The following is a 21,999-nucleotide window of genomic DNA, read 5'->3' as shown; positions in this document are numbered from 1 at the left end:
AGAATTCAGGGAGCTTCGCGCACATGATCCGCAACTTCAGCCGCCGCCAGGCGCTTCTCGGTACCAGCGCGGTGCTCGCGACCTCGCCGTTCCTGGGGAGCCTGATGGCCAAAGCCGCCGAACCCGTCGATGCCGCGCCTTTGCTCCAGCCCTGGCCGGGCGGCTATGGCGGGGTGCCGCCCTGGGACAAGTTCAAGGCGGAGATGTTCCCCGCCGCCTTCGAGGCCGCAATCGCCGAACAGCGCCAGGAGATCCACGCGATCCGCAACGCGCGTACCGCCTCGACCTTCCACACCGTGATCGAGCCGATGCAGAAGGCCGGCGACACGATGGATAGGGTCCAGTCGGCCTGGGGCGTCTATACCAGCAACCTCGCCGACAAGCAGGTCCAGGCGATCGACCGCGAATGGAGCCCGAAGCTCGCCAGGGCCAATGACGAGCTGTTCCTCGATCCGCTGCTCTTCGCCCGGGTGAAGGGCGCCTACGACACGCGTGCGAAGCAGAAGCTCGATCCCCAGCAGCTCCGCCTGCTCGAGCGCAGCTATCGCAGCTTCGTCCGCCGCGGCGCCGCGCTTTCCGATGCCGAACGCGCCGAGGTCAGCCGGCTCAACCAGGCGCTTGCCTCCGCCTTCTCCGATTTCAGCCGCAAGCTGCTGGCGGACGAGGAGACCTGGATCGTCCTCGACAGCGAGGCCCAGCTCGCCGGCCTGCCCGAGAGCTTCAAGGCATCGCTCAAGGCTGCGGCCGACGAACGCAAGGTTGCCGGCTGGGCAGTGGTCAACACCCGCTCCTCGGTCGCGCCCTTCCTCACCTATTCGACCGACCGGGGCCTGCGCGAAAAGGTCTGGCGCGCCTTCGTCTCGCGCGGCGACAATGGCAATGCCAGCGACAACAAGGCCGGCATCGCCGAGATCCTCAAGCTGCGCCAGCAGCGCGCCAAGCTGCTCGGCTTCAAGAACCACGCCTGGTACCGCATGGACGACACCATGGCCGAGACTCCGGCCAATGCGATGAAGCTGATGATGGCGGTATGGCCCGCCGCCCGCGCCCGGGTGGCGGAGGAAGTCGCGGATATGCAGGCATTGGCGGACAAGGAAGGCGCCAAGATCACGATCGAGCCCTGGGACTATCGCTTCTATGCCGAGAAGGTCCGCAAGGCGAAGTACGACCTCGATGAGAGCGAGGTGAAGCCGTATCTCGAGCTCACCAACATCCTCCAGGGCGCCTTCTACGCCGCCGGCCGGCTCTACGATCTCGGCTTCAAGGAAGTGCAGGACGTGCCGGTGTTCGATCCCGCCGTGCGCACCTTCGAGGTTACCGACACGCGCACGGGGAAGAATGTCGGCATCTTCTATTTCGACGGCTATGCCCGTTCCGGAAAGCGCTCGGGCGCCTGGGCCACCCGCTATCGCGGCCAGCAGAAGTTCGGCGGCGTGCGCAACACGCTGGCCTCGAACAACAACAATTTCGTGCGCGGCGGCGCCGGCGAGCCGACGCTGATCAGCCTCGACGATGCGACCACGCTGTTCCACGAGTTCGGCCATGCGATCCACAGCCTGCTCCAGAACATCACCTATCCGGGGCTCGCCGGCACGCCGCGCGACTTCGTCGAATATCCCAGCCAGGTGAACGAGAACTGGCTGCTCACCCGCGACGTGCTCGACAAATACGCCAGGCACTACAAGACCGGCGCGCCGATGCCCCAGGCGCTGGTCGACAAGATCGAGAAGTCGTCCACCTTCAACCAGGGCTTCGACACGGTCGAATATCTCGCCTGCGCGATCCTCGACATGCAGCTCCACGATCGCGAGGTGCCGGTCACCGACATCGCCGCGTTCGAGAAGGAAGCGCTCGCCGCGCTCGGCATGCCCAAGGAGATCGTGCTGCGCCACCGGCTGCCGCAGTTCAGCCACCTCTTCTCGTCCGATGCCTATTCGGCCGGCTATTATTCGTACCTCTGGTCCGAGACGATGGACGCCGACACCTGGGCGGCATTCCAGGAAACCGGCAATGTCTGGGACAAGAAGACGGCCGACCGTTTCCGCGCGACTCTTCTCTCCACCGGCAACGAGACCGATCGCAAGCTCGCATACCGCGCCTTCCGCGGGCGTGACCCCGACGTGTCGGCACTGTTCAAGCGGCGCGGGTTCCCGGTGGCGTGATTTAGCCTTTCCGTTCCCCGGCGAACGCCGGGGCCCAGGGTTTCTCTGCCGTTCCGCTTGTGACCCTGGGCCCCGGCTTTCGCCGGGGAACAGGTTAATGTCGCAGGGCATCCGCCCGCCTCGAATTCCCATCCTTCCACCCGGCAGTTTCAGGTCAGCACCCCTGACCTACTTGCGTCGATCTTTGAAATTTTATAACAATGGCGCGAAACGTGATTCCCGAGCGTTTGGCTACGGGAGCCTGTGTCCGGAGAGCCCATGTGAGCGAGCGCGATCGCGCCAACCTGCCCCCGCTTGCGCTGCACGTGCCCGAGCCGCGATTCCGCCCGGGCGACGAAGCGGACTTCAGCGACGTGGTGGTGCCCGCCGCCGGCGCCACCCGCCGGCCCGACACGGCCGATCGGGCCGACAGCTTTCATGAGCTGGCTTACGGCCTGGTCCGCGTCCTCGATGACGAAGGCAATGCCGTCGGCCCCTGGAACCCGCGGCTCGATGCCGATGCGAAGCGCCGCATGCTCCGCGCGATGGCGCTGACCCGCGCCTTTGACGAGCGCATGTTCCGCGCCCAGCGCCAGGGCAAGACCAGCTTCTACATGAAGTCCACCGGCGAGGAGGCGGTGTCGATCGGCGCGGCGAGCGCGCTGGCGAGCGACGACATGTGCTTCCCCTCCTATCGCCAGCAGGGGATCCTCATCACGCGCGGCTATCCGATCGTGTCGATGATGAACCAGATTTATTCGAACAAGGCCGATCCGCTCGAAGGCCGCCAGCTGCCGATCATGTACTCCTCCAAGGAGTTCGGCTTCTTCTCGATCTCGGGCAATCTCGCCACCCAATATCCCCAGGCCGTGGGCTGGGCGATGGCCAGCGCTGCCAAGGGCGATACGCGCATCTCCGCCACCTGGTGCGGCGAAGGTTCGACGGCGGAGGGCGACTTCCACTCGGCGATGACCTTCGCGACGGTTTACAAGGCGCCGGTCATCTTCAACGTCGTCAACAACCAGTGGGCGATCTCGAGCTTCTCGGGCTTCGCCGGGGCAGAGGCGACCACCTTCGCGGCGCGCGCGATCGGCTATGGCATCGCCGGCCTGCGCGTCGACGGCAACGACGCGCTGGCAGTCTATGCCGCGACGGAGTGGGCCGCCGAGCGCGCCCGGACCAACCAGGGTCCGACGCTGATCGAGCATTTCACCTACCGTGCCGAAGGCCATTCGACTTCGGACGATCCCACCGCCTATCGCTCGGCGGGCGAGCCCAATGCCTGGCCGCTCGGCGATCCGATCCGCCGGTTGAAGCAGCACCTCATCGCCATCGGCGAATGGGACGAGGAGCGCCACGCCGCGCAGGACCTCGAGCTCGCCGAGCTGGTCAAGGCGTCGCAGAAGGAAGCCGAGAAGAACGGCATCCTCGGCCATGGCATGCACCAGCCCTTCGACTCGATGTTCGAAGGCGTGTTCGAGACGATCCCCTGGCACCTCAGGGAACAGCAACAGCAGATGCTCGACGAGCAGAAGGCGGCGGGCCTGTGAACCAGTTCCTCACGCGCCGTGCGCTGGTGAAGGGCGCCTGCGCCCTGGGCGGCCTCGCGCTGCTTCCCCCGGGGCTGCTCCATGCCGCCGCGATCGGCGATCCCGAGACGATCGACCTCGCCGTCTCGCCGACGCGCTCGACCAAGCTGCTCATCTGGAAGCCCGCCAGCCCCAAGGGCGTGGTGCTGTTCTCGACCGGCCATGGTTCCTGGCCCGAGCGCTATGATCGGCTGATCTCGGTGCTGCTCAGCCAGGGCTTTGCGGTGCTCGCGCCAGTCCATGTCGATTCGATGCACTATCCCGAGCGCGAGAAGTTCACCTTCCTCTCCGGCTTTACCGAGCGTTTCGTGGACATGCGCGCAACCGGCGCGCATGCGGCAAAGGCGTTTCCCAGGCTTCCGGTGATCGCCGTCGGGCACAGCCTCGGCACCTTTGTCTCGCTGTGCCTGGGCGGCGGGTTGCCGCACTTCAAGGCGCGCAATCCCGCGGTGCAGGCGGTGCTCGGCTTCTCGTCGCCCGGCAAGGCCCCCGGCCTCGTGCCCGCGAACGCCTATACCACCGTCGAAGTGCCCGTGATGATCGTCACCGGCACCGAGGACACGATCCCGCCCGTCATGGGCCACGCCACCGTGGCGGAGGAGCATCTCTTCCCGGCCGAGACTGCGCCCGCCGGCACCTATGCGCTCGTCGTCGAAGGCGGCACGCATGGGCTGGTCGATGACGCCGCCCGCTTCCCGCGCACCGAGGCGCCGGTGAAGCTGTTCGTCGATGCCTATGGCCTGGGCAGCGCCGGCGCGCGCCGCAAGCTCGATACATGGCAACCATCGGCGGGCGACCGCTGGACTATTCGCAAGGCACAGGCATGACCGACACGGTCACTGAAGCGGGTGCAACCACCCAGATGAACATGATCCAGGCGATCAACTCGGCCATGGACGTGATGATGGCGCGCGACCCGAATGTGGTCGTGATGGGCGAGGATGTCGGCTATTTCGGCGGCGTCTTCCGCGCGACGGCCGGGCTCCAGGCCAAGTACGGCAAGACCCGCGCCTTCGACACGCCGATCACCGAGATCGGCATCATGGGCGTGGCGATCGGCATGGGCGCCTATGGCCTGCGCCCCGTCCCCGAGATCCAGTTCGCCGATTATATCTATCCGGCGCTCGACCAGCTCGTCTCCGAAGCGGCGCGGCTGCGCTATCGCTCGGCGGCGGACTTCACCGCGCCGATCACGATCCGCTCGCCCTATGGCGGCGGCATCTTCGGCGGCCAGACGCACAGCCAGTCGCCCGAGGGCATCTTCACCCATGTCTCGGGGATGAAGACGGTGATCCCCTCGACGCCCTATGACGCCAAGGGGCTGCTGATCGCGGCGATCGAGGATAACGACCCCGTCCTCTTCCTCGAGCCCAAGCGCATCTACAACGGCCCGTTCCACGGCCATTATGACCGCCCGGCCAAGACCTGGGCCGATCACCCCGGCGCGCAGGTGCCCGAGGGGCATTACCGCGTCGAGCTGGGCAAGGCTTCGGTCGTCCGTCCGGGCGAGGCAGTGACGATCCTCTGCTACGGCACGATGGTCCATGTCGTCGCCAACACGGTCGAGGAAATGGGCATCGATGCCGAGATCGTCGATCTGCGCACGCTGGTGCCGCTCGACATCGAGACGATCGAGGAGTCGGTCAAGAAGACCGGCCGCTGCCTGATCGTCCATGAGGCGACCCGCACTTCCGGCTTCGGCGCCGAGCTTTCGGCCCAGGTCCAGGAGCGCTGCTTCTACCATCTCGAAGCGCCGATCGAGCGCGTCACCGGCTTCGACACGCCCTACCCGCACAGCCTGGAATGGGCCTATTTCCCCGGCCCGGTCCGCATCGGCACCGCCCTCAAGAAGATCCTGAAGGACTGACCGCAATGGCTCGTTTCACGTTCCGCCTGCCGGACATCGGCGAAGGCATTGCCGAGGCCGAGATCGTCGCCTGGCACGTCAAGGTCGGCGACAAGGTGTCGGAGGACCAGCAGGTCGCCGACATGATGACCGACAAGGCCACGGTCGAGATGGAATCGCCTGTCTCCGGCACGGTGGTCGAGCTGGCCGGCGAAGTCGGCGAGATGGTCGCGATCGGCTCGGGCCTGATGGTGATCGAAGTCGAGGGCGATGCCGAAGCCGAGACGCCGGTCGAGGAACAGGTCGAGGCGGAGACGCCGGGCGTTGAGGAGGCGGTGGAACCGCAGGAAACCGTTCGCCCTGAGCCTGTCGAAGGGCGCCAGGCCGAGAGTGAAGCGCCCGTGGAGAGCCAGCCTTCGACAGGCTCAGGCCGAACGGAGGAGGTGGCCGAGTCCCCCCCGCATCGCCAGGTCCTTGCCTCCCCCGCGGTTCGTGCCCGGGCCAAGGACCTCGGCATCGACCTCGCCACCGTGAAGGCCGACGGCAACCATGTCCGCCACGCCGATCTCGACGCCTATCTCCGCTACGGCAGCGCCCAGGGCTATCACGCCCCGCATGCGTCGCGTGTCCGCGAGGATCAGCCGATCAAGGTCATCGGCATGCGCCGCCGCATCGCCGAGAACATGGCCGCCTCGAAGCGCCAGATCCCCCACTTCACCTATGTCGACGAGATCGACGTCACCGCGCTCGAGGCGATGCGCGGCGACCTCAACGACAATCGCGGGGCACGCCCCAAGCTGACCATGCTGCCCTTCCTGATCGTCGCAATCTGCCGGGCGCTGCCCGACTTCCCGATGATCAACGCGCGCTATGACGACGAGGCCGGGGTGGTCACCCGTCATGGCCGCGTCCATCTCGGCATGGCGGCGCAGACCGACGCAGGCCTGATGGTCCCGGTGATCCGCGATGCGCAGGACAAGAATGTCTGGCAGCTCGCCGCCGAGATCAGCCGTCTTGCCGAAGCCGCGCGCACCGGCAAGGCGAAGAGCGAGGAACTCAGCGGCTCGACGCTCACCGTCACCTCGCTCGGCCCGCTCGGCGGCATCGCCACCACCCCGGTGATCAACCGTCCGGAAGTCGCGATCATCGGCCCGAACAAGATCGTCGAGCGCCCGATCTTCCAGGGCGACGAGATCGTCCGCGCCAAGCTGATGAACCTGTCGATCAGCTGCGATCACCGCGTCGTCGATGGCTGGGACGCGGCGAGCTTCGTCCAGGCGGTCAGGAAGCTGCTCGAAACCCCCGTGCTGCTGTTCGCCGAATGATGCGCTGGCGGGCGATGACTACAAGCGATCTCGACGGTGTCGTCGCGGTCGCCCGCATCGCCTTTCCAGACCATCCCGAGGGCCGCGCCTGCTTCGCCGAGCGGCTGGCGCTCGCGCCGGAGAGCTGCTTCGTGCTCGAAGGCGCAGAGGGCGTGGCGGGCTATCTCATCGCCTATCCCTGGCCGCAGGCGGCGATCCCGCCGCTCGACACGCTGCTGGGTGCGCTGCCCGAGAGCCGGGCCAGCTGGTATCTCCACGATCTTGCCCTGCTCCCGGAGGCGCGCGGCGGCGGCAATGCCCGGGCCGGTCTCGCCTTGCTGTTCGCACAGCTCGATGCCCCGATCGCGCTGGTCTCGGTCAACAACAGCGCCGCATTCTGGCAGGCCCAGGGCTTCGAACCGCAGGAGAGCCCCGCGCTGCGGGCCAAGCTCTCCAGTTATGGCCCAGATGCGCGTTACATGGTGCGAGGTGCCACGAAACCGGGCTAGGCTGTGGCCATGCACTTCGATCTCCTCCAGTCGATCAGCCTTGCCGGCGACCTTTCCGTTCCCAATGACGATCGCGCCGGCAGCGCCCGTGCCCATGCCTGGGTGATCGACGGCGCCACCGATCTCGGCCCGCCGGGTCTGGTTGGCGCACAGGGCGGGGCGGCGTGGCTGGCGAGCGCGGCGCAGGCCGGCTTCACCGCATCCGCGGCGACCGGGGTCGAGGCGCTCTTTGGCGACGTCGCCGGCGCCATCCTCGCCGCCTGGGCGCGCGACCGCACCCGCGAGCCAGAGGATCGCTGGGAATATCCGCTCGCTTCGTCGCTCGCCGTGCGGCTGGGGGCGGGGGAGGCCGAGATCGGCTGGCTCGGCGACTGTGTCGGTTTCCTCTGGTCGGCGGGCGCGGTCACACGGCTCGGGCCCGAAAAGGAAATCCGCAATTCGGAGGCCGAGCGTGCCGCCAGCCTGGCGCAGCACGGCCTCGGCAAGCCCAAGGCATCGGCGCCGATCCTCGCCAATCTCAAATCCACCCGCGGCCGCCCGGGCATGCGCGTGCTCAGCATCGATCCCGCGCATATGGCGCGGGTCGATACCTCGCGCATCGCCTGCGCACCGGGCGACGAGATCCTGCTGATGAGCGACGGCTATGCCGCGCTGATCGACAGCTATGCCGCCTATGACGATGCCGGGCTGGTCGCGGCGATCCGCGCCCGTGGGCTCGCCGCCATCGCCGGGGAACTGCGCGCGATCGAGCAGGGCGATGCCGCCTGCACGCGCTTCCCGCGCTTCAAGATATCGGACGACGCCACCGCGCTGTGGCTGCGCATTGGAGGCTGAGATGCACTGGATCCTGCGCTACACTACCGCACCTGACTATCTCGAGCGCCGCGCGGCCTTCCGCGACGCGCATCTGAAGCTCGCGTGGGAAGCGGTCGAAACCGGCGAGCTGCTGCTCGGCGGCGCGGTGGGCGATCCGCCCGAAAGCGCGCTGCTGCTCTTCGCCGGCGAAGCCGCGGCACGGGCGTTCGCCGAAGCCGATCCCTATGTCGCGAACGGGCTGATCGTGCGCTGGGACGTGCTGCCGTGGAACACGGTGGTCGGCGCTCAGGCGGCGAACCCGGTGCGGCCTTCCTAGCCTTTTGAGAAATTCGGTTCCCCGGCGAAAGCCGGGGCCCAGTCTCGACGAAAGTGGTGAGGTGCGGGCACCTCACGAACATCCATGCAACTGGACCCCGGCTTTCGCCGGGGAACACCGACTTCTCTATTCCTTCGTGTAGATCGAATGGCTCAGCGCATCGCGGACCTGCTCGCGCCCGGCCAGGATCCGCGTCTTTGCCGCCGCGTCGATCGCATCGGCATCGCCGGACAGCGCCTGCCGCCTCGCGTTGATCGCCTTGAACGCCGCCATGTCCGCTCCGTTTGGGAAGCCGAAATAGGCATTGGCGTTCACCCAGGTCTTGCGGGCGAGCAAGGTGCAAAGCTGCGCCGTGGCATCGAGCAGCGCCTGCTGGTTGGTAAGGACCGGATCGGCCTTGGCGTCGCCGACGATCTGCGTGATGCCCTGCTTCGCCGCCACCGGCAGGCTGGCGCTGCCCACTGCGCGAGCCAGCGCCGCGCGCCGCTCGAGCCGCTTGGCGCTCTGCGAAACCGCAAGCGCACGGACATCGTCGATCGCGGCGCAGTCCTGGATCGGCCTGGGGTTCTGCTGGAGTAGATAGGGGCTGTTGAGCGATGCCGCGCCGAACCTGGTCAGCGCGTCGGCAAAGGCGCGCTTCTCCGCCGCCTCGGCCTGCACCGCCTCGGCATAGAGCGCGGATACCGGCCCGCGCCCGGCAATGCCTTGGGGCAGGATCACCGATCCGTCCGCCGTCAGCTCGATCTCGGCAAAGCTGCTCGCATCGGCGCGCGAACGCGTCTGGAACTGGCCGTGCGCAATCAGCGCGGCGCCGGCCCCCGCGCCGATCAGCAGCACCAGCGATCCGAGCTTCCACACCAGGCTTGCATGGCGCGTGGTGGCGACGAAGCCGATCAGCCACAGCACCAGCCCCGCTGCGGCGCCGCCGATCAGCAGCGCCGGCAGCGGCAGTGGCGCGGCGATGCGCGGCCCGATCAGTGCGGCCAGCACCAGCAGCGCGCCCCCGGCCAGCGTCGCGATCAGCGGATGGCCATAAGGGCCTTCCTCTTCCCAATGTTCAGACATGATTCCCCCTCTTGCCAGCGCAGCCTAGCGGCCGGCCGGTTCCGCGCAATCCTTTGCTGCGCCAAAGCGGGGCTTGCTTGCTTGTCGCGCCGGCCCCGCGCAAAGCGCGCGCATGAACCGCACCACCGCCGCCGCCGATACGGCAAGCCCCTCGGGAAACCGCGGGCTCGCGCTCTCGATCGGGGCGTTCGCGATCTGGGGCGTGCTGCCGCTCTATTTCCACATCCTGTCGCACGTCCCGGCGCTGCAGATCCTGTCGCACCGCGTGGTCTGGTCGGTGCTGCTGCTGGCCGTGCTCGTCTTCGGCTTCGGCCGGGCGGGGGACATTTGGCGCGCCGCGCGCGGGCGCACCCTGCTGCTGCTCTGTGCCAGCGCCACGCTGATCGCGATCAACTGGTTCGTCTATATCTGGGCAGTCGAGACCGGCCATGTGCTCGAGGCGAGCCTGGGCTATTTCATCAATCCGCTGCTCAACGTCGCGCTCGGCATGCTGGTGCTCGGCGAGCGGCTGCGGCGCTGGCAGGGCATCGCCATCGCGATTGCCGCGGTGGGCGTGCTGGTGATGGCGGTGAACGGCGGCGGCGCGATCCTGATCTCGCTGTCGCTGGCGCTCAGCTTCGGGCTCTACGGCCTGGTTCGCAAGGTGGTGGCGATCGATTCGCTGGGCGGGCTGACGGTGGAGACGGTGCTGCTCGTCCCGCTCGCGGCGGGCTGGCTGCTCTATACCGGAAGCCAGGGGACCAGCGGCTTCGGCGTCTCGGCCGGGCAGACGGCGTTGCTGCTCGCCGCCGGCGTGATCACCGCCACGCCGCTCCTCATGTTCGCCGCCGCGGCGCGGCTGCTGCCGCTGTCGATGATGGGGCTGCTCCAATATATCACGCCGACGATCCAGTTCTTCGTCGCGATCGCGCTGGGTGAGCCGCTGCGCACGGTCCACCTGATCACCTTCGCGCTGATCTGGGCCGGCTGCGCGCTCTATGCCTGGGACAGCCTGCGCGCCGCCCGGGCACCGGCGCCTAAAACCATATAGGTTCGTTCTTCACTGGCAATGTAGGATTTTCGGTGATGGTGTCGGCGGATGGCCGACACTCGCCTTCCGGTGACTTCCACCCGTGCCGCTGCGGAGGCCGCCCGCGATGCGTGGTTCGCGCGCGTGCGTGGCGAGTCAACGGAGTCAACATTTCCGCAAGCCGAACCACGGAAATTCGCCGAAAATTATTCAACCGATCGGTTGACTATTCGGCCTGACGCTGAAATATTAAACCGCATGGTTGAATATAGACTCGACGCCACCTTCCATGCCCTTGCCGATCCCACGCGGCGCGGCATGCTTGCCCATCTCTCGCTCGGCGAGAAGTCGATCGGCGAGCTGGCCGAACCTTTTTCGATGACGTTCGCCGGCGCGGCCAAGCATGTGAAGGTGCTCGAAGGCGCGGGGCTGGTCGCCCGGCGCAAGGTGGGGCGCAGCTATATGTGCGCCCTGAAGCCCGATCCACTGGCCGAGGCCGAACGCTGGCTCAAGCAGTGGGAGAAGTTCTGGACCGTCCGCCTCGATGCGCTCGAAGCGATCCTCGCCGCCGACCAGCAGGAGGAGCCCCATGGCTGAAGCGACGCCCTTCCTGATGTTCCAGGGCGGCGCCGGCCGCGCCGCGCTCGATTTCTATGTCGAGACGGTACCCGGCAGCCGCATCGACACGCTCGAGCTGTTCGGTGCCGAGGGCCCCGGGCCCGAAGGCACGATCCTGCGCGCTCATGCGGTGATCGCCGGGCAGAAGGTGATGGCGCATGACAGTTTCATCCGCCACGGCTTCGATTTCACGCCCAGCTGGTCCTTCTTCCTCGACGTTGCCGATGCAGCCGAGTTCGAAACGCTGTTCGCCGCGCTCTCGGCCGAGGGCCAGGTGCTGATGCCGCCCGGCGCTTATGGCTGGAGCACCCGCTTCGGCTGGTGCTCGGACCGGTTCGGCATCTCCTGGCAGGTCAATCTCGCATGAGCGCGCCGGCGGTCCTGACCGTGCATCGTGACTTTGCGGCGAGTGCGGAGCGGGTGTTCGATGCCTGGCTCGATCCGGCAGATGCGGCGCGCTTCCTGTTCGCCACGCCCGAAGGCGAGATGGTCACTTGCGAGATCGATGCGCGCATCGGCGGGCAGGGGCTGATCGTCGAGCGGCGTGCCGCGGGCGACGCGCATCATCGCCTCCGCTTCGAGGCGATCGACCGGCCCCGCCGCCTCGTCTTCCTCTTCGCCGCCGATCCGGCGGAGGAGGGCGAGTGGACGCGCGTCACCCTCGATATCGTGCCCCGTCCCGGCGGCTGCACGCTCACCCTCACCCACGAAATGGACCCTGCCTGGGCTGCCTATGAGGATCAGACCCGCAAGGGCTGGACGATGATCCTCGAAAGCCTGGGCCGCATCACGGAGAAGCAAGATGACTGATACGCGCGCTGCCGACACGATCACCCCGCAGATGCTCCGCTTCGAGCGCGATCTCGCCGCGCCGATCGAGACGGTGTGGCAATATCTGGTCGATCCGGAGCTGCGCGCGCGCTGGTTCATGGGCGGGCCGACCGAGCCGCAGGTCGGCGGCAAGCTCGGCATGACCTTCGCCCACCAGAACCTGTCCGACGGCGACGTGCCCAATCCGGAGCGCTATGCCAGGAACCAGGGCAAGTCCTGGTCGGAGACGATCCTGCGGATCGAGCCCCCGCATTTCCTCAGCTTTACCTGGGACAATGGCGAGGCGGGCGAAGTCTCGATCGAGTTGTTCGCCTTCGCTCCTGATCGCACCCGGCTGGTGCTCACGCATAGCCGCCTGCGCGGCGCGAGCGATGCGCGCAACTTCGGTGGCGGCTGGGGTGCGCATCTCGAAGTGCTGCAGCGGCGCCTGGCCGGCGCGCCGGTCGAGAATTTCTGGGATCTCCACGCAGCGGCGGAAAGGCGCGCGGCGGATGCGGTGGGGCTGGACTGAGCCAGCCCCAAGCCCAGGCCGTCATCCCGGCAAACGCCGGGATCTCAGGCGGAGGCGCGATACGGCAAGAGATCCCGGCCTTCGCCGGGATGACGAAGAAGGTGGTCAGGGAATTTCGAACAGCCCCGCCGCGCCCATGCCGCCGGCGGTGCACATCGAGACCACGACATAGCGCACCCCGCGCTTGCGCCCCTCGATCAGCGCATGGCCGACGAGGCGCGATCCGCTCATCCCGAACGGGTGGCCGACCGCAATGGCGCCGCCATTGACGTTGAGCTTGTCGGGATCGATGCCCAGCGTGTCGCGGCAATAGAGGCACTGGCTGGCGAACGCTTCGTTGATCTCCCACAGCCCGATGTCCGCCACGCTGAGCCCGGCGCGCTGGAGCAGCTTGGGCACCGCGAAGACCGGGCCGATGCCCATCTCGTCGGGCTCGCAGCCGGCGGCCTGGAAGCCGCGATAGATGCCCAGGATCCGCTTGCCCTCGGCCTCGGCGGTCTTGCGGTCCATCATGATCTGCGCGGCGGCGCCGTCGGAAAGCTGGCTGGCATTGCCGGCGGTAACGTGATGGCCTTCCTTGACGAACTGGCCATCCTTCCACACCGGTTTCAGTCCGGCGAGCACTTCGGCGGTGGTGCCGGCGCGGATGCCTTCGTCCTGGGTGACAGTCACCGTCTCGCTGCCGGTGCGGTTGCCTTCCTTGTCGAACAGCGCCTTTTCGACGGTGATCGGCGCGATCTCTTCGGCAAAGGCGCCGCTGGCCAGCCCGGCGGCGGCGCGCTGCTGGCTGGCGGCGGCGAATGCGTCCTGCGCCTCGCGGCTGATCCCGTAGCGCTCGGCGACGATCTCGGCGGTCTCGATCATCGGGATGTACGCCGCCGGCACCTTGTCGGTGACCGACTTGTTCACGTAGCGCGGCGCGTTCTTCATCGTCAGGCTGATCGATTCCATCCCGCCGGCCAGCGCGACGTCGATCTCGTCGGTCATGATCGAGCGGGCGGCAAGGGCGATCGCGGTCAGGCCCGATCCGCATTTGCGGTCGAGACTGAACGCGGGGACGCTGTGCGGCAGCCCGGCGGCGAACAGCGCCATCCGCGCCATGTTGCCGCCCTCGGTGCCCCATTGGTTGCCCATGCCGTAGAAGACGTCGTCGATCCGCGCCGGATCGATGCCAGCACGGTCCACTGCCGCGTTCATCACATGCGCAGCGAGCACCGGCGCCTCGGTGTCGTTGAAATAGCCGCGGCCCGCCTTGCCGATCCCGGTACGCGCTGTGGACACGATTACTGCTTCACGCATTCGGCAAGGTCTCCAGAATTTGGAATATCGGGTATGGATCGGCGGGTGCGGCTTGGCAACTCAGTCTTTGAATTGGGGCGGGCGCTTCTGCATGTTCGCCATCACTGCCTCGATCTGGTTCGGCGTGCGCAGCAGCGCGCCCTGCTCGCGGCTCTCGGCGAGCAGCGTTTCGGCCGCATCGGCCTCGAGATTGGCGAGGCGCTTGGCGGCGCGGATCGCCTGCGGGTTGCGCCCGGCGATTGCCCGGGCAAGCGTCATCGCCTCCGCATGCGGATCCTCGGCGATGCGGGTGACGAAGCCCAGCGCCTGGGCTTCCGCCGCATCGAACTCGCGCGCGGTATAGGCCAGCTCACGCAACGCATCGTCGCGAACATTGCCGCGCCACAGCGCATAGCCGGCCATGTCGGGCACGATGCCCCATTTCATCTCCATCACCGAAAGCCGTGTGCCCGGCGCGGCGATGCGCACGTCCGCGCCGCTGGCGATCTGCAGTCCGCCGCCGAACGCCACGCCATGCACTGCCGCGATCACCGGCACCGGCAGCGTCCGCCAGCCCCAGGCGACCTGCTGGAAGTCGTTCGCCAGCCCCTGGGTGCGCGCCATGATGTCGAAGCGCGAATCGGCGCCCAGTCCGCTCTGCGCCATGCTCGCCATGTCGAGCCCGGCGCAGAAGCTGCGGCCTTCGCCCGAAAGCACCACGGCACGCAGCCCGGGCTCGGTCTCCAGCCGGGTGATCGCGGCGATGATCCCTGCGAACATCGCCGGATCGAGCGCGTTGAGCTTGTCCGGCCGTGTCAGCCGGACATCGGCCACGCCTCCGCTGATCTCGATGCTTACGCGCGCTTCCATTGGCTTCTCTCCTGTGTCCCGGCCCTGATAGCGCGCCCCTCACGCCGCGCACAGCCGGTAGCCGCGCCCCTTGTCGGTGACCAGCATCGGTGCTGCGAAGCCGCGGTCGAGCTTGGCGCGCAGCCGCGAGACATGGACCTCGACCACGTTGGTGCCCGGGTCGAAGCCCAGCCCCCAGACGGCGGCGAGCAGCTCGCTGCGCGCCGCGGGGCGCTCGCCCTGGCCGACCAAATGGAGGAGCAGCGCATATTCGCGCGGCAGCAGCGCAATTGCCCGCCCGGCGCGCGTCACTCGGCGGGCGAACGGATCAATGCGCAGCTCGCCGAGCACGATCTCCGGCCCGGGGCGGACCCGCGCGGCGAGCCGGGCGGCGATCTCGTCGGGTGGGGTACCGGCGCGGACCGCGTCGTCCGCCCCGGCATCGAGAGCCTGCGCAACGCTGCCGCCCTCGGGCAGCACCAGCAGCAGCGGCCCGTGCCAGCCCTGCGCCCGGATCTGCGCGATGCGCTCGCTCCCGCCGGCCACGAGTGCAGCTGCCGCCTCCACATCGGGGGCAAAGGGTATGAGCTGCAGCCCGCGCGCCGCCGCCGCGTCGGCAAGCCGTGGAATCTCAAGCGTAAAGGCGACGAGTACGGGCACGCGGGAAGGGTAACGGCGATTGCTCCGTTCCGGCGGCAACCATGTCCGTTACGGAGATAGTCTTGCCCGGGCGCGCCCGGACACCAGTCGGTCGGGATCGTCCGCTGCCCGGGCGAACAGCGCCGGCGCCGTGTCGGGCAGCGCGGAGGCGAGTGCTTCGAGCGCGGTGACGCGCATGCGGGAGCAGGGGTGGCTGCGTGCGAAGCGCTCGGCGAGGTCGAGCCCGTTGCCGATATGGACGGCGATGGCGATCAGCGCTTCGGCGGCGGTGACCGTCAGCCCTTCAGCGATCGTGCCGCGCGTCACGTCGAAGCGATACTGGTCGAGCCAGGGCTGGGCGGGATCGGCGCCGAGGATGTTGAGCGAGACCGAGAGGCTGTCGGGCGGCAGCTGGACATGCACGTCGCGGCGCATCCGGTAGAGCATCAGCTTGCCGGGCTCGAGCCGGGAGCGCTCGACGAAGCGCAGTCCGGCCGCTTCCCCCGGCAGGCCGGCCAGCGGCGCGACGTCATAGTCGTAATAGTCGCTCCAATAGCCCGGGCCGAGATAGCCCGTGGTGAGGAACGGGAAATTGTGATCGTGCGGCAGCGCGTAGAAGAACGCACCCGGCCCGCTGGCACGCGTTACCGGATCGTCGCGCGCCGGCCAGAAATTGGCGCGCAGCACATAACGGCCATTGGGCGGGCGCAGCAGGAATACCTGGGCGCCATAGCCATTGGCGCGGTCCTGCCCGGCGCAGCGGGTCTTGAGTTCGGCGATGGCGAGATCGGCCAGGAAATCCGGGTTGCGGCCCAGCCGGGCGAGCAGCGGCCCCCAGCTGGCGAATGCATCCTCGTCGCGCACATCGACGGGATTTTCCTCCAGCGCCTCGACCAGATCGTCCAGACCGATCGCGCTGCCCTGTCCGGGGTCGATCAGCCGGGGCATGGCGCTTCCAGCCGGGCGCGGACCACCGTCAGCATGCGCGTGGCGGCAGAGCGGATCTCGGCATGCGGATCGCGCGTCGCCATTGCCGCGAGCCGGGGCAGGGCCGCGCGGGCATCGAGCGCCAGCCATTCGCGCATTGCCGCCCAGCGCAGGTGGAAGGCCGGGTCGTGCGTCGCGTCCTCGAACCGTTCGTGCGCATCGGCGCGGCCGGCAAGGCGGAGAAAGGCGAGCAGCATCTCGCTGCGCGAGGCGCGTTCATCCCCGCTCGCGACGCGGAGCAGCCGGCCATCGGCGATGGCATGCTCGCGCATCAGCGGCGCGGCGCCTGCGCGGATCGTGGCGACCAGCGTGACGACATCCTGCATAGCTCCCGCAACCAGCTGCGCTTCGCGGTGCCCGTCGATCGCATGAACCGCACCGTCGAAGAGGCGAAGCGCGCCTGCCTCGTGACAGGGCGGCGCGGTATCGGCGCGGAATTCCGGCCCGGCGGGATCGGCGTGCCAGCGCCGGAGCAGGGCGCCCCCGGCGCGGACATAGCGGGTAACCGCCAGCCGGCCGGAGAAGCTGATGCTGGTCGGCGCCGGCAATCGCCGCATCGCCTCCGCGCTGGTGCGGCACGCGGCGATCGAGACGGCGGGGCAGTCGAACAGCACCGCGCCGATCCGCATCGCGTCGCGGTTCACCCGCAATGGCGGCTCGAACAGCGGATCGACGGCGAGCGCGGCCACCAGCGGCGCGAGCAGCGCCTCGGCCCAGCCGCCATCGTCGAGCAATGCCTTGGCCCGGTCCATGGCGAGTGCCGGATCGTCGGCCGGGCAATCGGCAAAGGCGGCTTCGAGCGCGCAATAGGCCGCGCCGCCGCGCCACGCCCGAACCGCGTCGCCCGCCGCCGCCCGCGCCGCGAGGATCGCCGAGCGGGTGGCGGCGTCGATGCCGTTCATCCGGCGAAGTCGGGCGCGATCTCGTAGATCAGGATGGCGATGCCGACGACCAGCTCGAACAGATCGTCGATATCCACCGAAGCGGCGCGCAATGCGCCATGCGTCGCCACGCTGGTGCCCAGCTCGACGATCTCGCTCAGCTCGATTCCGATCATTCCCATGCTCCCCCTGGTGCAAGGCGCTCCCGATGCGGGGAGGCTAGGGCGGGGTTGGCCTGTGGTGCATGTTACAACGATGTAATTGCCGCCATTTGCGTGCTTTCCGCAGGCAGGCTAGGGCCGCCCGGATGAGCGAAACCGCCCCTTCCGGCTTCGATCCCCAGCGCTTCTTCTCGCTGGGCTATGCCAGCCATGGCAGCCGGCTGGGCGTCGCCTATCGTGCGCATGGTCCCGACTGGGCCGAGCTCGCGCTGCCATACCGCGAGGACATGATCGGCGATCCGGCATCGGGCGTGCTCGCATCGGGGCCGATCCTGGCGTTGATGGACATGGCGACCGCAGTCTCGGTGTGGCTCAAGGCCGGCGCCTTCCGCCCCCAAGCGACGCTCGACCTGCGCATCGACTATCTGCGCCCCGCCACGCCGGGGCGCACCGTGATCGGGCGCGGCGAATGCTACCGGATCACCCGCTCGATCGCGTTCGTCCGCGGCCAGGCGCATGACGGCGACCCGAACGACCCGCTCGCCCATGTCGCGGGCACCTTCATGGCGATCGAGGGCTATCGATGATCCTGCCGCCTTATGCCGAGCTGCTGGGCCTGACGATCGAGCCGGGCGAGGATGCGCCGGTGTTCGTCATGCCGTTCGGCGACGATGTGCTGGGCCGCCCCGGCTTCCTGCACGGCGGCGCGATCGGCGGGCTGCTCGAAATGGCCGCGGTCGGCGCGCTCAAGCAGGCGCTGGGCGGCGAGGAGGCGCGGGTCAAGCCGATCAACATCACCGTCGACTATATGCGCGGCGGCCGCGACAAGCCGACCCGGGCGCGCGGCACCGTCACCCGGCTCGGCACCCGCGTCGCCAATGTCGAGGCGATCGCCTGGCAGGACGAGCCCGACCGGCCGATCGCCGCGGCGCGGATCAACTATCTGATCACCCGCTGATCCTACAGCGCGCGCGACAGCGACTCGCCAAAGTACACGAAGTACAGGCCCGGAGCGGGTTTCCGGATGGGCTATTTTCCCTGTTTTCCCGGCAAAGCGGTGCATCACGCAGCATTCTTGCGACCGCCTGATCCTATCTTTCCTACAGGGCAAAGAGCGGCCGGCCCCGAAGGGCGGGCCGCATCAGCCAATCAGCCGAAATCCTACATTGCAAGCGCCGCGGCGCGCCGTCACTTCTTCGGCGTGAGCCTGAACAGCCGCCCGTTGGCCTTGCCGGCATCCTCGAGCAGCCACACCGCACCGTCCGGCCCCTGCACCACGTCGCGGATGCGCATGTTCAGGTCCCACTGATCGGCCTTGCTTGCCTTGTCGCCGTCGAGCGCGACGCGGATCAGCCCGCGCCCCGAAAGCGCGCCGATCAGCAGCGAACCCTTCCAGGCGGGGAACATGCTGCCCGAATAATAGGCCATGCCGCCCGGCGAGATCGACGGATTCCAGAAGACCGCGGGCGCCGTATAGCCGTCACCCGGCGCATGATCGGGGATCGGCGTGCCGTCGTAATTGTCGCCGTTGGAGACGTTGGGCCAGCCGTAATTGGCGCCCTTGACGATCAGGTTGACCTCGTCGCCGCCCTTGGGGCCCATCTCGACTTCCCAGAGCCGCCCGCGCTTGTCGAACACCAGCCCATAGGGATTGCGATGGCCGAGGCTCCAGGTCTCGGCGGGAACCAGGTTCGTGCCTTCCACTGCCTGGCTGCGCGTCGGCGCGGTCGCGGCGAGCCCGGTGTTCTTCGGCGGATCGGTGACGGTCACGCTCGGCGTGCCGGTCTTGCCCGCCCAGGGATTGCCCGGCGCCGGCTTGCCGTCGAGCGTGAGGTGCAGGATCTTGCCGAGCGCCTGGTTAGGGTCCTGCGCCGGGGTGAAGCGCTGGCGCTCGCCCGAGGTGAGGAAGAGCGACTTGCCGTCGGGCGCGAAGGCGATGACGGCGCCGAACTGGCCGCCCTTGCCGTCGGATCCGGCGCGCCAGAGCACCTGGGGATCGGTAAGCGCTGGCGTCGCGCCATCGACAAAGGTAGCGCGCGCCAGCGCCAGGCTCGATCCTTCGGGGCGCGGCTCGGCATAGGTGTAATAGACCAGCTTCGAGCGCGCGAAATCGGGGGCGGGGATCACATCGAGCAACCCGCCCTGGCCCTGGAACACCACATCGATGCTGGCGAGAGTCTGCTGGTTCTTGCCGTCGGCCGAAACGAGCAGGATCTTGCCGGCCTTCTCGGTCACCAGCATGCGGCCGTCGGGCAGGAAGGCCATGGCCCAGGGCGTGTCGAAATCGGCAACCTGGGTCAGGGTGAAGGGCGGCTCGCCCGCGGCGGGCGTGGCGGCCTGCTGGGCAGAGACGCCGCCGCTGTTGCAGGCGGCGAGCAGCGCGAGCGCGGGCAGCGCCAGGCGGAAATGCGATCGCATCGAAAAGACCCTCTCTCTTCCTGTCTTGGGGCAGCAACGCCTGGCCCCGGTGCTAGCTCCGCCCCGAAAGCACGCCAAGTCGCCCGACAGGGGGATATTGCACCGGATCGCCGGTTCATAACGCTGCCGTTTCAATAAGTTGCGCAAATCTACGGTATTGCGCAATTTCCTTTCTCGCTTCATCCTCGCCCAGGGAATCGGGTGGGGGTTTGGTTGGTTAGACTTCGCTTGGCCGGCGCCGCGGCGCTGGCATCCGTTCTTGTTCTTCCGGCGCATGCAGGCGCCGATCCCGATCGCACGCCGCCGAGCGCCGCCGAGCTGCTCGCGGCGCCTGCGATCGAGGAGCCCGAGCTGTCGCCCGATGGCGCCGCGATCGTCGCGCGCACCGGCCCCGATGGGCGGCTGGCGCTGTACGACGCGCTCCGCCCCGATCTTTCGCCGCGCCCGATCGCGCTGCCGCAGGGCGAGCGCGCCGAATGGTATCTGTGGCTCGCGCCCGGCCGCCTGCTCGCCAGCCTGACGCGCGACGGCGCCGCGCCGACGACCCGGCTGGTCGAGATCAGCCCGGCCGATGGCGGCCTGGTCCAGCTTGGCCGCGCCCGGGCGGCGGGGATGGGCGATGAGCTGGTCCATGTCGATCGCAAGGCCGGCTTCCTGCTGCTCAAGTCGCACGACGGCCGCCACGACGCACCGGCGGTGTGGCGCATCGATCTGGCGACGGGCGCTTTCACCCAGGTCGTCGCCGCACAGCCGCATGTCCGCGACTGGCTGGTCGATGGCGCCGGCGTGGTCCGCGCCGGCATGGGCGAGAAGGGCGACCGCTCCTTCCTGGTCTATCGCCGCGGCGAGGGCGACCGGTTCGGCAAGGCGAGCAGCGCGCCCGCCGGCACCGATCCGGAAATCGCCCAGTTCGCCCCCGTCCAGGGCAGCGACCAGGGCTATGCGCTGGCCGAGGCGCCTTCGGGCCGGATCGCGCTCTATGGCTATGATTTCCGCAAGGGGAAGCTCGGCGCGCTGGTCTATGAGAATGACAAGGCCGATCTCGACGGGTTCGAGCTGGGCCCGGACGGCAAGCCGGCCGGCGTCGCCTATACCGACGATCGCGACCGGATGCTGTGGTTCGACGGTGCCGCCCGCGCCCGCCAGGCGATGCTCGATGCGGTGCTGCCGGGGCGCACCAACCGGGTGATCTCGGCGAGCGACGATCAGGCCCGGCTGCTCGTCTATAGCGCGACAGCGAGCGATCCCGGCAGCTATTATCTGGTCGAGAAGGGCGTCGCCCGGCGCTTTGCCGCGATCAACCCGGCGCTCGACGGCAAGCCGCTCTCGCCGGTGACGACGATCAGCTATGCCGCGCGCGACGGGCTGAAGATCCAGGGCTATCTGACGCTGCCGGCGGGGCGCGACGCCCGCGATCTGCCGCTGATCGTGATGCCGCATGGCGGGCCGTTCGCGCGGGACGGCTGGGACTATGATCCCTGGGTCCAGTATCTCGCGGGCAAGGGCTATGCGGTGCTCCAGCCCAATTATCGCGGCTCGACCGGCTTCGGCCGCGCGATGATCGCGCGCGGCGACGGCGAATGGGGCCGCGGCATGCAGGACGATGTCGATGACGGCGTGCGCTGGCTCGCCGGCCAGGGGACGATCGACGCCAAGCGCGTCTGCATCATGGGCGCGTCCTATGGCGGCTATGCCGCAATGTGGGCAGCGGCGCGCGACAATCGCACCTATCGCTGCGCGATCAGCTATGCCGGCATCTCCGACGTGCGCGCCCAGCTCGATTTCGACCACAAGACCTTCGAGGAGCGCGCCTTCCGCGCCTGGCGCCACCGCATCCAGGGCCGCGCGCCTTCGCTCGAGGCGATCTCGCCGGTCAGCTATGCGGCGGGGCTGGCCATGCCGATCCTGATCGCGCACGGCACCGCCGACCAGACCGTGCCGGTCGACCAGTCCGAGCGGCTGCACGATGCGCTGACCCGGCTGGGCAAGCCGCACGAGTTCGTCGAATATCGGGGTGAGGATCACACGATGCGCGATCCGGCGAACGAGGCGGACTTCCTGGCGCGGGTCGGCAAGTTCCTCGACGCGCACAATCCGGGGTGATGTTTAATTCCTCCCCCAGCTTGCTGGGGGAGGGGGCCGCCGAAGGCGGTGGAGGGGCGGCGGACATAGTCCGCCGTCTGCGCCGGCGGCCCCTCCACCATTCGCTGCGCGAATGGTCTCCCTCCCCG

At 68.4% G+C, this 21,999-nt stretch carries 24 protein-coding genes; 16 read left to right on the top strand and 8 right to left on the bottom strand.

All coding sequences use genetic code 11. From position 1 onward, the window contains the following. Nucleotides 1-23 precede the first annotated feature (23 nt). From P6144_RS07155 to P6144_RS07120, 8 genes are all read left to right on the top strand, one after another. Nucleotides 24-2,162 carry a M3 family metallopeptidase gene (locus P6144_RS07155; RefSeq protein WP_277767047.1) on the top strand — a complete coding sequence of 713 codons (2,139 nt, stop codon included), beginning with the start codon at nucleotides 24-26 and terminating at the stop codon, nucleotides 2,160-2,162. Between the two features lie 260 nt (nucleotides 2,163-2,422). Then, on the top strand, nucleotides 2,423-3,691 hold the full coding sequence (locus P6144_RS07150) for a 3-methyl-2-oxobutanoate dehydrogenase (2-methylpropanoyl-transferring) subunit alpha (protein ID WP_277767046.1): 1,269 nt from the start codon (nucleotides 2,423-2,425) through the stop codon (nucleotides 3,689-3,691). Next, entirely contained in the window at nucleotides 3,688-4,557 is an 870-nt protein-coding gene (locus P6144_RS07145; protein WP_277767045.1) for an alpha/beta hydrolase, read from the top strand. Before P6144_RS07150 ends, P6144_RS07145 begins: the two co-directional genes overlap by 4 nt. Before the next feature lie 35 nt (nucleotides 4,558-4,592). Continuing rightward, nucleotides 4,593-5,597, top strand: a complete 1,005-nt coding sequence (locus P6144_RS07140; protein WP_277767417.1) for an alpha-ketoacid dehydrogenase subunit beta — start codon at nucleotides 4,593-4,595, stop codon at nucleotides 5,595-5,597. Between the two features lie 5 nt (nucleotides 5,598-5,602). After that, nucleotides 5,603-6,901 (top strand): dihydrolipoamide acetyltransferase family protein, encoded by a 1,299-nt coding sequence (locus P6144_RS07135; protein WP_277767044.1) that lies wholly within the window; start codon nucleotides 5,603-5,605, stop codon nucleotides 6,899-6,901. A 14-nt stretch (nucleotides 6,902-6,915) separates the two neighbouring features. Continuing rightward, on the top strand, nucleotides 6,916-7,389 hold the full coding sequence (locus tag P6144_RS07130) for a GNAT family N-acetyltransferase (protein WP_277767043.1): 474 nt from the start codon (nucleotides 6,916-6,918) through the stop codon (nucleotides 7,387-7,389). A 9-nt stretch (nucleotides 7,390-7,398) separates the two neighbouring features. Beyond that, complete coding sequence (locus P6144_RS07125; protein ID WP_277767042.1) at nucleotides 7,399-8,223, top strand: protein phosphatase 2C domain-containing protein; 825 nt, start codon at nucleotides 7,399-7,401, stop codon at nucleotides 8,221-8,223. A gap of 1 nt (nucleotide 8,224) precedes the next feature. Then, nucleotides 8,225-8,521, top strand: a complete 297-nt coding sequence (locus P6144_RS07120) for a YciI-like protein (RefSeq protein WP_277767041.1) — start codon at nucleotides 8,225-8,227, stop codon at nucleotides 8,519-8,521. Between the two features lie 126 nt (nucleotides 8,522-8,647). On the opposite strand, the gene P6144_RS07115 is transcribed toward P6144_RS07120, so the two are convergent. Beyond that, the gene (locus tag P6144_RS07115; RefSeq protein WP_277767040.1) at nucleotides 8,648-9,586 is read right to left on the bottom strand and encodes a hypothetical protein; all 939 of its coding nucleotides are present in this window, start codon (nucleotides 9,584-9,586) and stop codon (nucleotides 8,648-8,650) included. 112 nt (nucleotides 9,587-9,698) lie between these two features. On the opposite strand from P6144_RS07115, the gene rarD reads away from it, so the two are divergent. The 5 genes from rarD to P6144_RS07090 all read left to right on the top strand — a co-directional run bounded on the left by rarD (nucleotide 9,699) and on the right by P6144_RS07090 (nucleotide 12,555). After that, nucleotides 9,699-10,616, top strand: a complete 918-nt coding sequence (gene rarD / locus P6144_RS07110) for an EamA family transporter RarD (protein WP_277767039.1) — start codon at nucleotides 9,699-9,701, stop codon at nucleotides 10,614-10,616. A 237-nt stretch (nucleotides 10,617-10,853) separates the two neighbouring features. Further along, nucleotides 10,854-11,192 (top strand): metalloregulator ArsR/SmtB family transcription factor, encoded by a 339-nt coding sequence (locus P6144_RS07105; protein ID WP_277767038.1) that lies wholly within the window; start codon nucleotides 10,854-10,856, stop codon nucleotides 11,190-11,192. Then, nucleotides 11,185-11,580 carry a VOC family protein gene (locus P6144_RS07100; protein WP_277767037.1) on the top strand — a complete coding sequence of 132 codons (396 nt, stop codon included), beginning with the start codon at nucleotides 11,185-11,187 and terminating at the stop codon, nucleotides 11,578-11,580. Before P6144_RS07105 ends, P6144_RS07100 begins: the two co-directional genes overlap by 8 nt. Then, nucleotides 11,577-12,023 (top strand): SRPBCC domain-containing protein, encoded by a 447-nt coding sequence (locus tag P6144_RS07095; protein WP_277767036.1) that lies wholly within the window; start codon nucleotides 11,577-11,579, stop codon nucleotides 12,021-12,023. Before P6144_RS07100 ends, P6144_RS07095 begins: the two co-directional genes overlap by 4 nt. Next, nucleotides 12,016-12,555 (top strand): SRPBCC family protein, encoded by a 540-nt coding sequence (locus tag P6144_RS07090; RefSeq protein WP_277767035.1) that lies wholly within the window; start codon nucleotides 12,016-12,018, stop codon nucleotides 12,553-12,555. Before P6144_RS07095 ends, P6144_RS07090 begins: the two co-directional genes overlap by 8 nt. A gap of 105 nt (nucleotides 12,556-12,660) precedes the next feature. On the opposite strand, the gene P6144_RS07085 is transcribed toward P6144_RS07090, so the two are convergent. Genes P6144_RS07085 through P6144_RS07060 form a run of 6 tightly spaced genes read right to left on the bottom strand, consistent with a single transcriptional unit; the run spans nucleotide 12,661 to nucleotide 17,365 of the window. Continuing rightward, a complete protein-coding gene (locus P6144_RS07085) occupies nucleotides 12,661-13,854 on the bottom strand; it encodes an acetyl-CoA C-acyltransferase (RefSeq protein WP_277767034.1) in 1,194 nt (397 codons plus the stop codon). A gap of 60 nt (nucleotides 13,855-13,914) precedes the next feature. Then, a complete protein-coding gene (locus tag P6144_RS07080) occupies nucleotides 13,915-14,703 on the bottom strand; it encodes a crotonase/enoyl-CoA hydratase family protein (protein ID WP_277767033.1) in 789 nt (262 codons plus the stop codon). 39 nt (nucleotides 14,704-14,742) lie between these two features. Continuing rightward, nucleotides 14,743-15,342, bottom strand: coding sequence for a response regulator transcription factor (locus P6144_RS07075; protein WP_277767032.1), 600 nt, complete (start codon nucleotides 15,340-15,342; stop codon nucleotides 14,743-14,745). A gap of 48 nt (nucleotides 15,343-15,390) precedes the next feature. Continuing rightward, nucleotides 15,391-16,269, bottom strand: a complete 879-nt coding sequence (locus P6144_RS07070; RefSeq protein WP_277767031.1) for a transposase — start codon at nucleotides 16,267-16,269, stop codon at nucleotides 15,391-15,393. Next, nucleotides 16,257-17,210, bottom strand: coding sequence for a hypothetical protein (locus P6144_RS07065; protein WP_277767030.1), 954 nt, complete (start codon nucleotides 17,208-17,210; stop codon nucleotides 16,257-16,259). Before P6144_RS07065 ends, P6144_RS07070 begins: the two co-directional genes overlap by 13 nt. Continuing rightward, nucleotides 17,207-17,365 (bottom strand): hypothetical protein, encoded by a 159-nt coding sequence (locus P6144_RS07060; RefSeq protein WP_277767029.1) that lies wholly within the window; start codon nucleotides 17,363-17,365, stop codon nucleotides 17,207-17,209. Before P6144_RS07060 ends, P6144_RS07065 begins: the two co-directional genes overlap by 4 nt. A 131-nt stretch (nucleotides 17,366-17,496) precedes the next feature. Between P6144_RS07060 and P6144_RS07055 the strand changes: the two genes are divergently transcribed. Both P6144_RS07055 and P6144_RS07050 read left to right on the top strand, forming a co-directional pair. After that, entirely contained in the window at nucleotides 17,497-17,937 is a 441-nt protein-coding gene (locus tag P6144_RS07055; RefSeq protein WP_277767028.1) for a PaaI family thioesterase, read from the top strand. Further along, nucleotides 17,934-18,308 carry a PaaI family thioesterase gene (locus P6144_RS07050; RefSeq protein WP_277767027.1) on the top strand — a complete coding sequence of 125 codons (375 nt, stop codon included), beginning with the start codon at nucleotides 17,934-17,936 and terminating at the stop codon, nucleotides 18,306-18,308. The genes P6144_RS07055 and P6144_RS07050 overlap by 4 nt, the downstream gene beginning before the upstream one ends. A 230-nt stretch (nucleotides 18,309-18,538) precedes the next feature. Here the strand turns inward: P6144_RS07050 and P6144_RS07045 are convergent, their stop codons facing one another. Next, nucleotides 18,539-19,768: a PQQ-dependent sugar dehydrogenase gene (locus tag P6144_RS07045; protein WP_277767026.1), complete on the bottom strand. Its 1,230-nt coding sequence runs from the start codon at nucleotides 19,766-19,768 to the stop codon at nucleotides 18,539-18,541. A 213-nt stretch (nucleotides 19,769-19,981) separates the two neighbouring features. Here P6144_RS07045 and P6144_RS07040 point away from each other — a divergent pair, with 213 nt between their 5' ends. Then, on the top strand, nucleotides 19,982-21,871 hold the full coding sequence (locus P6144_RS07040) for a S9 family peptidase (RefSeq protein WP_277767025.1): 1,890 nt from the start codon (nucleotides 19,982-19,984) through the stop codon (nucleotides 21,869-21,871). Nucleotides 21,872-21,999 lie beyond the last annotated feature (128 nt).

Source organism: Sphingomonas sp. HITSZ_GF (genome assembly GCF_029543155.1).
GTDB lineage: Bacteria > Pseudomonadota > Alphaproteobacteria > Sphingomonadales > Sphingomonadaceae > Sphingomonas.
The sequence above is the reverse complement of the archived record's forward strand: the minus strand, read 5'-3'. Positions and strand labels throughout refer to the sequence as shown.